This is a genomic window from Streptomyces sp. cg40, assembly GCF_050320165.1.
GTDB classification, from domain to species: Bacteria; Actinomycetota; Actinomycetes; order Streptomycetales; family Streptomycetaceae; genus Streptomyces; species Streptomyces hokutonensis.
Window position 1 is genome coordinate 8,717,245 of record NZ_CP190128.1, and the last position, 12,832, is coordinate 8,730,076.

At 72.9% G+C, this 12,832-nt stretch carries 13 protein-coding genes; 6 read left to right on the plus strand and 7 right to left on the minus strand.

Translation table 11 applies throughout. From position 1 onward, the window contains the following. Window positions 1-49 precede the first annotated feature (49 nt). Both ACQHII_RS39440 and ACQHII_RS39445 read right to left on the minus strand, forming a co-directional pair. Entirely contained in the window at window positions 50-1,642 is a 1,593-nt protein-coding gene (locus ACQHII_RS39440) for a hypothetical protein (RefSeq protein ID WP_427923731.1), read from the minus strand. A gap of 34 nt (window positions 1,643-1,676) precedes the next feature. Next, on the minus strand, window positions 1,677-1,871 hold the full coding sequence (locus ACQHII_RS39445) for a hypothetical protein (RefSeq protein ID WP_019059657.1): 195 nt from the start codon (window positions 1,869-1,871) through the stop codon (window positions 1,677-1,679). A gap of 256 nt (window positions 1,872-2,127) precedes the next feature. Between ACQHII_RS39445 and ACQHII_RS39450 the strand changes: the two genes are divergently transcribed. The 5 genes from ACQHII_RS39450 (at window position 2,128) to ACQHII_RS39470 (ending at window position 7,556) form a co-directional block, all read left to right on the plus strand. Beyond that, on the plus strand, window positions 2,128-2,520 hold the full coding sequence (locus ACQHII_RS39450) for an ankyrin repeat domain-containing protein (RefSeq protein WP_388105470.1): 393 nt from the start codon (window positions 2,128-2,130) through the stop codon (window positions 2,518-2,520). Between the two features lie 333 nt (window positions 2,521-2,853). After that, window positions 2,854-4,272, plus strand: coding sequence for a HEAT repeat domain-containing protein (locus tag ACQHII_RS39455; RefSeq protein ID WP_427923732.1), 1,419 nt, complete (start codon window positions 2,854-2,856; stop codon window positions 4,270-4,272). Between the two features lie 139 nt (window positions 4,273-4,411). Beyond that, entirely contained in the window at window positions 4,412-5,539 is a 1,128-nt protein-coding gene (locus tag ACQHII_RS39460) for a glycosyltransferase family 4 protein (RefSeq protein ID WP_427923733.1), read from the plus strand. Next, the gene (locus tag ACQHII_RS39465) at window positions 5,536-6,699 is read left to right on the plus strand and encodes a glycosyltransferase (RefSeq protein ID WP_427923734.1); all 1,164 of its coding nucleotides are present in this window, start codon (window positions 5,536-5,538) and stop codon (window positions 6,697-6,699) included. Before ACQHII_RS39460 ends, ACQHII_RS39465 begins: the two co-directional genes overlap by 4 nt. After that, a complete protein-coding gene (locus tag ACQHII_RS39470; RefSeq protein ID WP_427923735.1) occupies window positions 6,696-7,556 on the plus strand; it encodes an SGNH/GDSL hydrolase family protein in 861 nt (286 codons plus the stop codon). Before ACQHII_RS39465 ends, ACQHII_RS39470 begins: the two co-directional genes overlap by 4 nt. 15 nt (window positions 7,557-7,571) lie before the next feature. Here ACQHII_RS39470 and ACQHII_RS39475 read toward each other — a convergent pair whose 3' ends face one another. Genes ACQHII_RS39475 through ACQHII_RS39495 form a run of 5 tightly spaced genes read right to left on the minus strand, consistent with a single transcriptional unit; the run spans window position 7,572 to window position 11,954 of the window. Next, window positions 7,572-8,441 carry a biotin-dependent carboxyltransferase family protein gene (locus ACQHII_RS39475; protein WP_427923736.1) on the minus strand — a complete coding sequence of 290 codons (870 nt, stop codon included), beginning with the start codon at window positions 8,439-8,441 and terminating at the stop codon, window positions 7,572-7,574. After that, window positions 8,438-9,055 carry a 5-oxoprolinase subunit B family protein gene (locus tag ACQHII_RS39480; protein WP_427923737.1) on the minus strand — a complete coding sequence of 206 codons (618 nt, stop codon included), beginning with the start codon at window positions 9,053-9,055 and terminating at the stop codon, window positions 8,438-8,440. Before ACQHII_RS39480 ends, ACQHII_RS39475 begins: the two co-directional genes overlap by 4 nt. Beyond that, the gene (locus ACQHII_RS39485; RefSeq protein ID WP_427925510.1) at window positions 9,052-9,804 is read right to left on the minus strand and encodes a LamB/YcsF family protein; all 753 of its coding nucleotides are present in this window, start codon (window positions 9,802-9,804) and stop codon (window positions 9,052-9,054) included. The genes ACQHII_RS39480 and ACQHII_RS39485 overlap by 4 nt, the downstream gene beginning before the upstream one ends. Window positions 9,805-9,816: 12 nt before the next feature. After that, window positions 9,817-10,638, minus strand: coding sequence for a putative hydro-lyase (locus ACQHII_RS39490; RefSeq protein WP_427923738.1), 822 nt, complete (start codon window positions 10,636-10,638; stop codon window positions 9,817-9,819). Then, window positions 10,635-11,954, minus strand: coding sequence for an MFS transporter (locus tag ACQHII_RS39495; protein ID WP_427923739.1), 1,320 nt, complete (start codon window positions 11,952-11,954; stop codon window positions 10,635-10,637). Before ACQHII_RS39495 ends, ACQHII_RS39490 begins: the two co-directional genes overlap by 4 nt. 169 nt (window positions 11,955-12,123) lie before the next feature. Here ACQHII_RS39495 and ACQHII_RS39500 point away from each other — a divergent pair, with 169 nt between their 5' ends. After that, window positions 12,124-12,831, plus strand: coding sequence for a GntR family transcriptional regulator (locus ACQHII_RS39500; protein WP_427923740.1), 708 nt, complete (start codon window positions 12,124-12,126; stop codon window positions 12,829-12,831). The last annotated feature ends 1 nt before the right edge of the window (window position 12,832 follow it).

The window sequence follows — 12,832 nt, forward strand, 5'->3', positions numbered from 1 at the left end:
GCGTGGCTCGGTGCGGGCGACTCCCGGCCGCCCGCACCGAACGGCGGTTTTACGAAGACTCCGCCACAGCGGCTTCCACCGCCGCTTCCGCGGGCAGCGCCTCGGTCGGCATCGTCTCCGCCGCGTCCGCCGGTGTCGTACGCGGCGGGAGCAGGGCCAGCACCGCCTGGCGGTCCGCGTCGCTCGTCGCGTCGTCGTACGGGTCCGGGGTCGCCGGGACCTGGAGGCGGTGCACCGGGCCGCTGCCGAGGCGGGCGTAGCCGCGGCCTGGCGGCACCTGGGCGATCGGCGTCGTGTGCGGGGGAGCGCCGAGGACCGCCTCCAGCTGGGCGGCCGTGGCGGGGCCGAGGACGACCCGCGCGCGGGTGTGCTGCCGTACGGCGTCGCTCAGGGTGTCCGCGCTGTCGAACTGGTCGGCCACCACCACCGTCACATGGGCCGCGCGGCCGTGCCGCAGGGGTACCTGGAGCAGGGACTGCGGGTCCTGGCGGCCGTCGGCCGCGGCGAGGTGGGCGAAGGCGCTCGGGCGGTCCAGGATGATCCACAGGGGGCGCCTGGTGTCGTCCGGCGCCGGGTGGCCCGACTGGCGTGCGTGGTTGGCCGCGATCAGCCGGCGTTCGGTCTCCTGAGAGGCCCATTCCAGGCTGGCCAGGGTGCCGGTCAGCCCGCACTCCACGGCGAGGACGCCGTCCCGGCCGGTGAGGCACGCGTACTCGCCGGTGCCGCCGCCCTCCACGATCAGGACGTCGCCGTACTGGAGGGCCTGGAGGGCGATGGAGCGCAGCAGGGTGGAGGTGCCGCTGCCGGGCTGGCCCATGACCAGCAGGTTCGGCTCGGTGGAGCGCATGCCGGTGCGCCAGACGACCGGGGGGACGTCACGCTGCTCGGTGCCGTGGGTCAGCGGGAGCGTGCGGTGGACGTGCGTCGGGTCGGTGAAGCCGAGGACGGTCTCGCCGGGCGCGGTGACGAAGCGCTGGGCGGCGATGTCGGTGGGGAGCGGGGCGAGGACGCCGACGGTGAGCTGGTTGCCCTCCTCGTCCCATCCGAACTGGTACTCCCGGCCCCGGCCGGACTTCGCGGTGAGCAGTTGCTCGATCCGCGCGCGGGAGTCGGCCTCGCCGTCGGTGAAGTAGGCCGGGTAGCGGACGACCAGGTGGGTGATGCGGCCCGCGCCGTCGAACTCGTGGGCGGGGAAGGCCTTCTCCCAGTCTCCGCCGTGGGCGAACAGGGGCGAGGGGTCCTCGGCGGCCGAGAAGTAGGGCACCAGAGCCTCGTAGAGGGACTGCAGGCGCTGGGTCTGGGACTCGTCGGGCCCTTCGGGCGCCGGCGGGGTGCGGTCGCGGCCGTGCCATGCTGCCGCCGCCATCAGGACGATGACGGCGAGCAGCGGGCCGTACGGCACCAGTGCCACCACCAGGACCACCGAGGCCACCAGAAACAGCAGTGGTCCGCGCTTGTCCTTGGGGGTGTCGGCCCATCTGCGCCGCCCGGCGGATGCCAGCCGGCGCAGACCGCGAGTGATCGTGATCAGCGGATGGAGGACGTCGGTGGCGCTGTCGGCCGCCGTCCGGGCCAGCTCCCGGCTGCGGGCGATCTGTGCGCTGCCGTTGCTCAGGATGCGGGGGAGGGGGCGCCGGGCCACTGCTGTCTCCTGGTGGTGCGTACGGGTGGGTGCGTCAGAACTTGATGCCGCCGAGGAGGCTCGCCAGGCTCTCGCCGCCGGCCTTGATGCTCGGCGCGATGGCCGTGCTGGCCATGTAGAAGCCGAAGAGTGCGGCCACCAGGGCGTGCGAGGCCTTGAGGCCGTCCTTCTTGAAGAAGAGGAAGACGATGATGCCGAGAAGGACGACGCCTGACATGGACAGGATCATTTGAGCTCTCCTGGTTCGTGGGGACAGTCACCATGAGTTCTTCCAGGATCACAGGATGTATCCATACGATAAAAGGTGCAAGTGGGTGAATTTCGGCGGATTTCCCTCTGATGGCGGAGCGCATTCGGGCCGTCTGAGCAGGGGTTTCACCTGTGTCGGGCCCTGTGGTGATCTTTGCCTCGGAGGGCGCCGGTCATGTGTCGGCGGAGCCAGTACGCTGGCGATTCACCCGTACTAGTGAGAGGCGGTCAGGCCGATGAGTGAAGCCCCCGACCCCGAGGTCGTGGAGCTCGCGACCAAGATCTTCGATCTGGCCCGGCAGGGCGGGACCGAGGCGCTGGTGGCGTATGTGGACGCGGGCGTTCCGGCCAACCTCACCAATGACCGCGGTGACTCCCTGGTGATGCTCGCCGCCTACCACGGGCACGCCGATGCCGTACGGGCCCTGCTGGCGCGCGGAGCCGAGGCCGACCGGATCAACGACCGGGGGCAGACCCCGCTCGCCGGAGCCGTCTTCAAGGGCGAGCAGGAGGTGATCGAGGTCCTGCTGGCGGCCGGTGCCGATCCGGCCGCGGGCACGCCCTCGGCGCTCGACACGGCCCGGATGTTCGGCAAGGCCGAGCTGCTGGAGCTGTTCGGCGCGCACTGAAGTGTGGTCCGTCATTCACTGGGACGGGCCGTGTGACCAGGTACGACAAGGAAAACGGGGGAAAACGGGGGAAGGCAGCACGTGGCCGCCCGAAATTTCGGTCGCGGCAGCGAGAACTGCCGGGTCATCATGACGTCGTGATTCACGGACGCGATGGCCGGGCAGGTGTTGCCGCACCGCGCGGGCCGTGAGGGCCCGCCTGGGCCACCGACGAGAGGCAGAGGAAAATGGTCTACAGCAAGCAGGAAACGGCGGGCGCCCCGACGTGTTGTCACGCGGCCAGGTAGTGCACGTCCCCCGGTTGCGTCGACGCTTGATGTGAGGCTGTTTCCCATGTTCGATCCGGTCATAGCGCCCAGCGGTACGCTGCTCGGCCTGCTTCAGCGGGGCCGCGGCGACGGCACACTGCACGCGCTCACCGCACCCCGTGCCGAGGCACTGGCTGCGCTGAACCACTGTGTACTGCGCGACCCCCGCCACGACTGGCAGGTGGAGAACCGCTCCCTGTACTACGCCCGTCTGTACCTCGATCTGGGCGGCGACCTGGACGCCGTCGAGGCCCACCTCTTCGACACCGAGGACGTCCTCGACACCGAGGAGTCCCGCACGGGTCTCGCCCTCGCCGTCCTCGGGCACCTCGCCTCCTACGGCAGGCTGGACGCGCTCGCGCTGCTGCGCCGGTACGCGGCCTCCGGGACCAACTGGGCCTGGGCGCTCGACGAACTGGCGCTCAGGGACGACGACGCGGGCCTGCGCGCCCTCGCCGCCCCCGTGCTGGCCCGTTTCCCGGCCGATCCCGAGGGCGAGGCCGAACTGGCCACCGCCGTGCGCGACGCCTTCGAGCCCCGGCCCTGGCGGCTGTGGGCCGAGGACTCACGGGAATCGATCGCCACGCGCGTGCGTGCCGCTCAAGAAGCCGGCTGCTTCGACCGCTGGCAACGGCAGATGCGACCGACCGGGCCCCGTCCGGGGTGGAGCGTGCAGGCGGTGTTCGAATGGGCCCAACAGGGCATCGAACGCGGCGCCGCGCTGCACGTCCCCGCCGCCCGCTGCCTCGGCGCGGTGGCCGGCCCCGAGGACCGGCCCGAGATCGTCGAGGCGGCCAAGGACGGCAGCGAGGGAGCCCGCTGCACCGCCCTGCGGTATCTCGCCGACAGCAACGACTCCGAAGCCCTCCAGCTGATCGAACGCGCGGTCGCCACCGGCTCCGCGCCCGTGGTCGAGGCCGCCGTCGACGCCTTCGAACGGATGCGCTCCGTCGCCGCCGTCGACCGGGCCCGCGGCTGGGCCCGACGGCCCGACCCGCTCGGCGCCGCCGCCGGCCGGATGCTCGCCTGCCGGGGCGGAGCCCAGGACAGCGACCTCGTCCTCGGCGCCCTCAGGGAGGCCGTCATGGGCGAAGGACCCGACGCCCCCACTCTGTGGACCCTGGTCGACGGCGCCGGACGCCTCGGCATCGCCTGCGCGGCGCCCGTTCTGCGCCATGTGTACCGGGAGACCGCCTCGTCCCATCTGCGCGGCCGGGCCGCCCGGGCCCTGGCCGCCACCGACCCCTCCTTCCCCACCGGCTTCGCCGTCGAGTGCCTCTGGGACTGCGAGGAGACCACCCGGGAGATCGCCGCCCGGCACGCCGAGACCGGTGACGCCCGGGTCGTGGAACAGCTCCGCAGGCTCGCCGCGGACCCGGCCGAGGAGGCGGAGGTCCAGACAGCCGTCCGGAGCCGGATCGGGCCCGACGCCCCCGCAGTGTGAACACGGGGTGACTCGCGGGTCAGACGGGCATGGACGCCGTCTGACCTGCTCGGGTGTGCAGCGCAACGCTCATGGGACGTTCACCGTTCGCATAGATCCACGTTGACGCGGGCACGTCCAGCGCGGCGACAACACGGGTATGCGTGTCGTCATCGTGACCGAATCCTTTCCCCCTGATGTGAACGGCGTGGCCCACTGCGCGCTCCAGACCGCCCGGCACCTCGTGGATCGCGGTCATCATCCGCTCGTCGTCGCGCCGGCCACCGCGGCCGGTTCCGGGCCCGACGCCCAGTCGCCGTGCCCAGTCATCCGCATCCCCTCCCTACCGCTCCCGGGCTACCCCCAGGTCCGCGTCGCCCTCCCCAGCCGACGCGTCGCCGCGGCCATCACCGAACACCGCGCCGACATCGTGCACCTGGCCAGCCCCTTCATCCTCGGCGTCCGCGGCATGGCCGCCGCGGCCCGGCTCGGCATCCCCGCCGTGGCCGTCTACCAGACCGACCTGGCCGGATACGCCCGTACGTACGTCGGCGCCGGCGAGTCCACCGCCTGGCGCCGCATCCGCTCCGTCCACGCCGCCGCCGACCGCACCCTCGCGCCCTCCAGCGCGGCCCTCGGCGACCTGGAGGCACACGGCGTGCCCCGGGTGAGGCTCTGGCCGCGCGGGGTCGACACAGAGCGTTTCCGCCCCGAGTACCGGGACGAGGCGCTGCGCCGCGAACTCGCCCCGAACGGCGAACTGATCGTCGGCTACGTCGGCCGGCTCGCCCCCGAGAAGCAGATCGAACTCCTCGCCGGAGTCTGCGGCATCGAGGGCGTCCGTGTCGTGGTCGTGGGCGACGGACCCAGCCAGCCGCACCTCACCGAGGCCCTGCCGGGCGCGGTCTTCCTCGGACGCCGTACCGGCGACGAGCTCGCCCGTATCTTCGCCTCGTTGGACATATTCGTGCACACCGGACCTTTTGAGACCTTCTGTCAGACCGTCCAGGAAGCCATGGCCAGCGGCGTCCCCGTCGTCGCGCCCGCCGCCGGCGGACCGCTCGACCTGGTCGCCCACGGGCGCACCGGGTTCCTCTTCCCGCCGCGCGACGAGAGCGCCGTGACGGACGCCGTACGGACCCTGGCCGCCGATCCCGCGCTCCGGGCCGAGTACGGCACCGCCGCGCGGGCCATGGTCGAGGGCCGCACCTGGGCGGCCGTCGGCGACCAGCTGATCGCGCACTACGGCGACGTCCTCGCCGCGCGCAAGGTGGTGGTGGCGGCGTGAACACCGCTGCGCTGCGGATCGTGCGGCTTGCCAACTTCGTGGCCCCCTCCTCCGGGGGGCTGCGCACCGCCCTGCGCGAGCTGGGCAAGGGCTTCAAGGAGGCCGGGCACCACCCGGTCCTCATCGTGCCCGGCGAGCGCCACACCGACTGCGAGACCGAGCAGGGCCGGATCATCACCATGCCCGGTCCGCTGCTGCCCGGTACCGGTGGTTACCGCGTCCTCGCCGACAAACGGCGCGTGGCCAACCTCCTGGAACAGCTCGCCCCCGACCGCCTGGAGGTCTCCGACCGCACGACCCTGCGGTGGACCGGCAAGTGGGCCAGGCGGGCCCGCATCCCCGCCGTGATGGTGTCCCACGAGACCGCCGACGGCGTCCTGCGCACCTGGGGCCTCTCGGAGAACATGTCCCGCCGCACCGCCGACGCCCTCAACGTCCGTACGGCGCACACCTACGCGCGCGTGGTGTGCACCACCGAGTTCGCCGAGCGGGAGTTCGTCCGCATCGGCGCCCGCAATGTCGTACGGGCACCGTTGGGCGTCGACCTGATGGGGCGGACCCCGGCACTGCGGGACCCGGTCGTGCGCGCGGAGTACGCGCGCGTGGACCAGGTTCTGCTGGTGACCTGCACCCGGCTCTCCGTCGAGAAGAAGCCCGGTACCGCGCTCGACGCCTTGGAGGCGCTGGTACGGCGCGGGCGGCGGGCGGTCCTCGTGGTCGCCGGGGACGGGCCGCTGCGCGCTCGGCTCGAACAGCGGGCGCGGGAGCGCGGGTTGCCGGTCACCTTCCTCGGGCACGTGTCCGACCGGCGGCTGCTCGGCGCGCTCCAGGCCTCCGCCGACGTGTGCCTGGCACCCGGGCCCGCCGAGACCTTCGGGCTCGCCGCGCTGGAGGCGATGGCCTGCGGCACGCCCGTGGTGGCCAGTGCCTCGTCCGCGCTGCCCGAGGTCATCGGCTCCGCAGGGGCCACGGCCGCGGACAACGGGCGCGCCTTCGCGGACGCCGTGGACATGCTGCTGGAGCGCTCCGAGCCGGAGCGGCGGGAGATCGCACGCGCGCGTGCGGAGTGTTTCGGCTGGGACACGGCGGTCGACGCGTTCCTCGCCGCGCACGACGCGGACGTTCCGGTACGGCGCTTCGTGCCCGGAGGCGTGGCATGAGAACGGTCCGTTTCGTCGCCCTCGGTGACTCGCTCACCGAGGGCGTGGGCGATCCCGTCGGCGAGGAATGGCGCGGCTGGGCCGCGCTGCTCGCCGACGGGCTGGCCGGGCAGCCCGAAGACACCGTGGAGTTCACGAACCTCGCGGTCAGCGGGGCTCAGTCACGGGACGTGCTGGAGCGGCAGACCCCGGCCGGGCTCGCCCTGAAGCCGGACGTCGTGTCCGTCGTCATAGGCGTCAACGACACCCTGCGCTGCACCTTCGACATCCAGGCCCTGGCCGCCCGGCTCGACAAGGTCTACGCGGCCTTCACGGCACAGGGCGCGGTCCTTCTGACGGCCTGTCTGCCCGACCCGGGCGCGATGCTCGGCCTCCCTGGCGCGCTGGCCCGCCCGCTGGCCAGGCGGCAGCGAGCGGTGAACACGGTGGTGCACGCGCTCTCCGAGCGGTACGGCGCCGTGCATCTGCACGCCGCGGAGGGCGAGTGGATCATGGACCGCGCCATCTGGAGCGCGGACCGGCTGCACCCCGGAGAGCGCGGCCACCGCCAACTGGCCCTGCGGTTCCACGCGTTGCTCGCCGAGGAGGGTGTGGCCACGGGGGCCGCGCCCTCACCCGAGCCCGAGTTCCCGGCACCCACCAAGTCGGCCAGCCTGTGGTGGCTGGCGACCGCGGGCACCGGCTGGGTGGCCCGCCGCTGCACCGACCTGCTGCCGCAGCTCCTCAGGCTGGCCGCCGACGAGATGCGCCACCGCGCGCGCGGCACCAGCGCCCGGCTCGACCTGAGCGCGTCCCACGCGGTGTCGGCGGCACTGGCCGCCCTCTCGGTGGGGGAGAAGCAGCCGGACGCCGCGTAGGGCGGTCAACGGGCCTCAGCGGCGCCGTACGGCCACGAAACGGACCGGGGTTCCGGGTGCCGCCTGGGCGGCGGCCGGGAGGTCCGGCGGGCGGACCACCGCGATCACCGGGTAGCCGCCGGTGGTCGGATGGTCGGCGAGGAAGACCACGGGGCGGCCGTCCGGGGGGACCTGGACGGCGCCCAGGACCATGCCCTCGCTGGGGAGTTCACCGGTCAGGGCCCGCTCCAGGGCGGGGCCCTCGGTGCGCAGGCCGATGCGGTTGCTCGCCGACGACACCTGGTAGACGCGTGACGTGAACGCTCGCACGGCCTCCGGGGTGAACCAGTCGTCGCGGGGGCCGAGCGTCACCCGGAGGACGAGTTCGACCGGGGGGCGCGGTTGCGGGGCGACGTCCACGCGCGCGTGGAGGTGCGTCGGGGACCCCAGCGGCAGTATGGCGCCGTTCGTGAGCGGTGCTGGTCCGAGCCCGGACAGCAGGTCCGTCGAACGGCTGCCGAGCACCGGCTCGACGGCGACGCCGCCGGCGAAGGCGACGTAGGAGCGTACTCCGGAGAAGGCTGTTCCGATGTCCAGGAGGGCTCCGGCGGGCACGTGCACGGGTGCTCCCCAGGCGACGGGGCGTCCGTCCACGGTGACCGGGCAGGGCGCGCCGCCGACCGCCACGAGGATCGTTGAACGAGGCCGTACGGCACACCCGTTGAGGGTCGTCTCCAGGACGGCCGCCTCGGGCGGATTGCCGACCAGCCGGTTGACGAGCGCCGCCGCGGGCCCGTCGAGCGCCCCGGAGTGAGGCACCCCCAGGTGCGCGTGGCCGGGCCGCCCCAGGTCCTGCACGGTGGTCAGGGCCCCGGCCCGGACGACGGCGAGCGCGCGGTCCGTCATACGTCCGCCTCCGGGGCGAATCGCACGCGTGTGCCCGGCGACAGCAGCGCGGCGGGCACACGCGTGTGGTCCCACAGGACCGCGTCCGTCGTGCCGATCAGCTGCCAGCCGCCGGGCGAGGCACGGGGATACACGCCCGTGTACGGGCCCGCCAGGCCCACGGCACCGGCGTGGACGGCCGTGCGCGGGGTGGCCCGGCGCGGGACGTCGTAGCGGGCCGGGAGGCCGGTGAGGTAGCCGAAGCCGGGGGCGAAGCCGCAGAAGGCGACGCGGAACTCGGTGGCCGCGTGGATACGGCCCACCTCCTCCTCCGGAACGCCCCACAGGGCGGCGACGTCGGCGAGGTCCGGACCGTCGTAGCGCACCGGGAGCTCGACCACCTCACCCGCGCGCGGGGGCGCGGGAGGTACGTCGGAGGCGGCCAGCTCGGAGGCCAGCCGGGCCGGGTCGGCGAGGCCGTCCAGGAGGACCGTGCGGGCGGCGGGGACGATCTCGCGGACGGTGAGCAGGCCCTCCGCGCGGCGGCGCAGCAGCTCCGCGTGGACGGCCTCCGCCTCCTCCCCGGAGGCGACCTCCACGAGCAGCGCGTCGTCCCCGACACGCAGGGCCCTCATACGAAGGCCTCCACCTGGACACCCGACTCCAGGAGCCGTTCGCGGACCCGGCGGGCCAGTTCGACCGCGCCGGGCGTGTCCCCGTGCAGGCACAGGGAGCGGGCCCGCACCTCGATGCGCGCCCCGGAGAGCGCCTCGACCGTCCCGGAGCGGGCCAGGCCCAGCGAGCGCTCCACGACGGCCTCGGGATCGGTGACCACCGCGCCGTCCCGCCCGCGCGGCACGAGCGTGCCCTCGTCGGTGTAGGCCCGGTCCGCGAACGCCTCCGTGACGGCCGGCAGCCCCGCCTTGGCGGCCAGGTCGAGGACGACCGAGCCCGGCAGCCCCAGCACGGGCAGTGAGCCGCCGGCCAGGAGCACGCCCTCGATCACCGCGCCGGCCTGCTCCGGGTCGTGCACGACCCGGTTGTAGAGCGCGCCGTGCGGCTTCACGTACGACACGCGCGTGCCCGCTGCCCGGGCGAACACCTCCAAGGCACCGATCTGGTACGCCACTTCGGCCGCCAGCTCGGCGGACGGCACGTCCATCGCGCGCCGCCCGAAGCCCGCCAGGTCCCGGTAGGACACCTGCGCGCCGACCCGCACCCCGCGCCCGGCCGCCAGCTCGCACACCCGCCGCATGGTGACCGCGTCCCCGGCGTGGAAGCCGCAGGCCACGTTGGCGCTGGTGACGACGGACAGCAGCTGTTCGTCGTCGGTGAGGCGCCAGCGGCCGAAGCCCTCGCCGAGGTCGGCGTTCAGATCGATCATCATCTCTCCTGGTCAGGCGACGCGGTACTGCTCGTCGCGGGCGTCGGTGACGAACATCTGGCCCGGCGCGTGCGTGATGGCGAACGGCGGGCGGGACGCCATCACCGCGGCCTGCGGGGTCACTCCGCAGGCCCAGAACACCGGGATGTCGTCCGGCGCGGCGTCCACCGGATCGCCGAAGTCCGGGCGGCCGAGGTCCTCGATGCCGAGCCCTGAGGGATCGCCGCAGTGTACGGGGCTGCCGTGCACCGCCGGGAGCAGCGCGGTCTCCCGGATCGCCGTCGCCAGATGCTCCGGGGGCACCGGGCGCATCGACACGACCATCGGGCCGTGCAGCCGCCCCGCCGGACGGCACGGGCGGCTCGTCACGTACATCGGGACGTTGCGCCCCTGCTCGATGTGCCGGATCGGGACGCCCGCCTCGCTGAGCGACCACTCGAAGGTGAAACTGCAGCCGATCAGGAACGACACCAGGTCCTCGCGCCAGTACGCCCGCACGTCCGTCGGCTCGTCCGTCAACTCGCCGTCCCGCCACACCCGGTAGCGCGGCAGATCGGTGCGCAGGTCCGCGCCGTCGGCCAGAACGGTCTCCCAGGAGCCGGCGTCCGTGACGTCGAGCACCGGACAGGGCTTCGGATTGCGCTGGCAGAACAGCAGCATGTCGTACGCCCAGTCGGCGGGCACCGAGATCAGGTTGACCTGGGTGTGGCCCGCCGCGACCCCGGCCGTCGGACCCGAGACCCCCGCCCGGAAGCGTTCCCGGGCGGTGCGCGGGCTCCACGCGTGCGCGTGCTCGTCGACGAGGGTCAGGGGACGGTCCTCGGTACGGTTCACGCCAGTTCCTTTCCGCGGGTCTCCGGCAGTCCCAGGAGCGCCAGCGCCGCGATGCCGTAACCGATGGCCCCGAAGACGAGCGCTCCGCCCACACCCCAACTGTCGGCCAGGAAGCCCACCAGCGTCGGGAAGACGGCGCCGACCGCGCGGCCGGTGTTGTACGTGAAGCCCTGTCCGGTGCCGCGCAGCGCCGTCGGGTACAGCTCGCTCAGGTACGAGCCGAAGCCGCTGAAGATCGCCGACATGCAGAACCCGAGCGGGAAACCGAGCACCAGGAGAAGGGTGTTCGCGCCGTTCGGGATGTGTGTGTACACCAGGATGCAGATCGCCGAGAGCAGGGCGAAGAGCCAGATGTTGCGCCTGCGGCCCAGCACGTCGGTGAGATAGCCGCCGGTGAGGTACCCCAGGAAGGCGCCGGAGATCAGGAAGGTCAGATAGGCGCCGGTGCCGACGACCGACAGGCCGCGCTCGGTCTTGAGGTACGTGGGCACCCAGGTGGCGAGGGTGTAGTAGCCGCCCTGGACACCGGTGGAGAGCAGGCCCGCGAAGACCGTCGTGCGGAGCAGGCCCGGAGCCTCGGCCGTGCCCGGCTTGAAGATCGCCGCGAACGAACCCTTCTGGGCGTTCTGTTCGCGTACGGCCGTCGCCTCGGGGGCGTCGTGCACCCGGCGCCGCATCCAGAGCACCAGCAGCGCGGGCAGCGCGCCGGTCCAGAACATCACCCGCCAGGCCAGGTCGTCGCCGAGGAACGAGAAGACCAGCGTGTAGACGACCGCGGCCAGCGCCCAGCCCACCGCCCAGGAGCTCTGGACCGCGCCGAGCGTACGGCCGCGGTGCCTGGCGCTCGCGTACTCGGCGACCAGGATCGCGCCGACCGCCCACTCGCCGCCGAAACCGAGGCCCTGGAGGGCGCGGAACACCAGCAGGGTCTCGTAGTTGGGCGCGAAGCCGCAGGCCACCGTGAAGACGGCGTAGGTGATCACCGTGATCATCAGGGCCTTGACGCGGCCGACCCGGTCGGCGAAGACGCCCGCCAGGGCGCCCCCGACCGCGGAGACGACCAGGGTGACCGTGGTGAACAGGCCGGTCTGGCCGCTGTCCAGGCCGAAGTACGCGGCCAGCGCGACCATGCTCAGCGGCAGCGTGAAGTAGTCGTAGGAGTCCAGCGCATAGCCGCCGAACGCGCCGGCGAAGGCCCGGCGGCCGTTCGGGCCCAGCGCACGGAACCAGGCCAACGCACCGTCGTCGGCGGTCAGCTCGTCCGTGTCGGGCTGCGTTCCGGTGTTCAGGGCCTGGGGTGGAGGAGTCGTGCTCATGTGCACCTCACAGAGGGAGGACGGAGGGTGCTGGGACTGAGCCGGGCCGTGCGGAAGCCGGGGGCGCCGGGGTGAGCGGGTGGCGCCGTGAAAGTAAAGTAGAGGATCGTTGAACGATCCTTCAAGGGGCATGTTGTTTCGTTCTTGTATCTGCGGTTGAATTCCGGGCATGGCAGATCAGCTGGCGGGACTCGCCGACGACCGAGCCCTCCTGGGCCGTACGAGCACCGCGGAACGCGTCTCGGACATCCTCAGGAGCCGTATCGCCGAGGGCTATTTCCCGCCGGGAACCCGGCTCTCGGAGGACAGCATCGGAGGGGCGCTCGGTGTGTCGCGCAACACACTCCGCGAGGCGTTCCGGCTGCTCACCCATGAGCGGCTGCTCGTCCACGAGTTGAACCGGGGCGTCTTCGTCCGGGTCCTGAGCGTCGAGGACGTCGAGGACATCTACCGCACCCGCCGACTCGTCGAGTGCGCCGTCGTCCGCGGGCTGGGGGAGCCGCCGTACGCCGTCGAAGAACTCGCCGCGGCTGTGACCGAGGGGCAGTTGGCGTCCGTCGAGGATGACTGGAAAGGAGTGGGTACGGCCAATATCCACTTCCACCGGGAACTGGTCGCCCTCGCCGGCAGCGCCCGCACCGACGAACTGATGCGCAGCGTCTTCGCCGAACTCCGGCTCGCCTTCCACCTCGTGGACGACCCCAGGGCGCTCCACGAGCCGTACCTCCAGCGCAACCGCCTTATCCTCCAAGCGCTCCAGGCGGGCGACGCCGCCGAGGCCGAGAGACTGCTCGCGGTCTACCTCGACGACTCGCTCGAACGGGTCGTCGACGCGTACCGGCAGCGGGTCGCCGAGGACGGTACGGTCCTCGGCTGAC

What these genes read in the sequence shown, in the direction of transcription:
- ACQHII_RS39445 (WP_019059657.1), bottom strand. Translation starts at nt 1,871, where the DNA reads ATGATCCTGTCCATGTCAGGCGTCGTCCTTCTCGGCATCATCGTCTTC.
- ACQHII_RS39450 (WP_388105470.1), top strand. Translation starts at nt 2,128, where the DNA reads ATGAGTGAAGCCCCCGACCCCGAGGTCGTGGAGCTCGCGACCAAGATC.
- ACQHII_RS39455 (WP_427923732.1), top strand. Translation starts at nt 2,854, where the DNA reads ATGTTCGATCCGGTCATAGCGCCCAGCGGTACGCTGCTCGGCCTGCTT.
- ACQHII_RS39460 (WP_427923733.1), top strand. Translation starts at nt 4,412, where the DNA reads ATGCGTGTCGTCATCGTGACCGAATCCTTTCCCCCTGATGTGAACGGC.
- ACQHII_RS39470 (WP_427923735.1), top strand. Translation starts at nt 6,696, where the DNA reads ATGAGAACGGTCCGTTTCGTCGCCCTCGGTGACTCGCTCACCGAGGGC.
- ACQHII_RS39475 (WP_427923736.1), bottom strand. Translation starts at nt 8,441, where the DNA reads ATGACGGACCGCGCGCTCGCCGTCGTCCGGGCCGGGGCCCTGACCACC.
- ACQHII_RS39480 (WP_427923737.1), bottom strand. Translation starts at nt 9,055, where the DNA reads ATGAGGGCCCTGCGTGTCGGGGACGACGCGCTGCTCGTGGAGGTCGCC.
- ACQHII_RS39485 (WP_427925510.1), bottom strand. Translation starts at nt 9,804, where the DNA reads ATGATCGATCTGAACGCCGACCTCGGCGAGGGCTTCGGCCGCTGGCGC.
- ACQHII_RS39495 (WP_427923739.1), bottom strand. Translation starts at nt 11,954, where the DNA reads ATGAGCACGACTCCTCCACCCCAGGCCCTGAACACCGGAACGCAGCCC.
- ACQHII_RS39500 (WP_427923740.1), top strand. Translation starts at nt 12,124, where the DNA reads ATGGCAGATCAGCTGGCGGGACTCGCCGACGACCGAGCCCTCCTGGGC.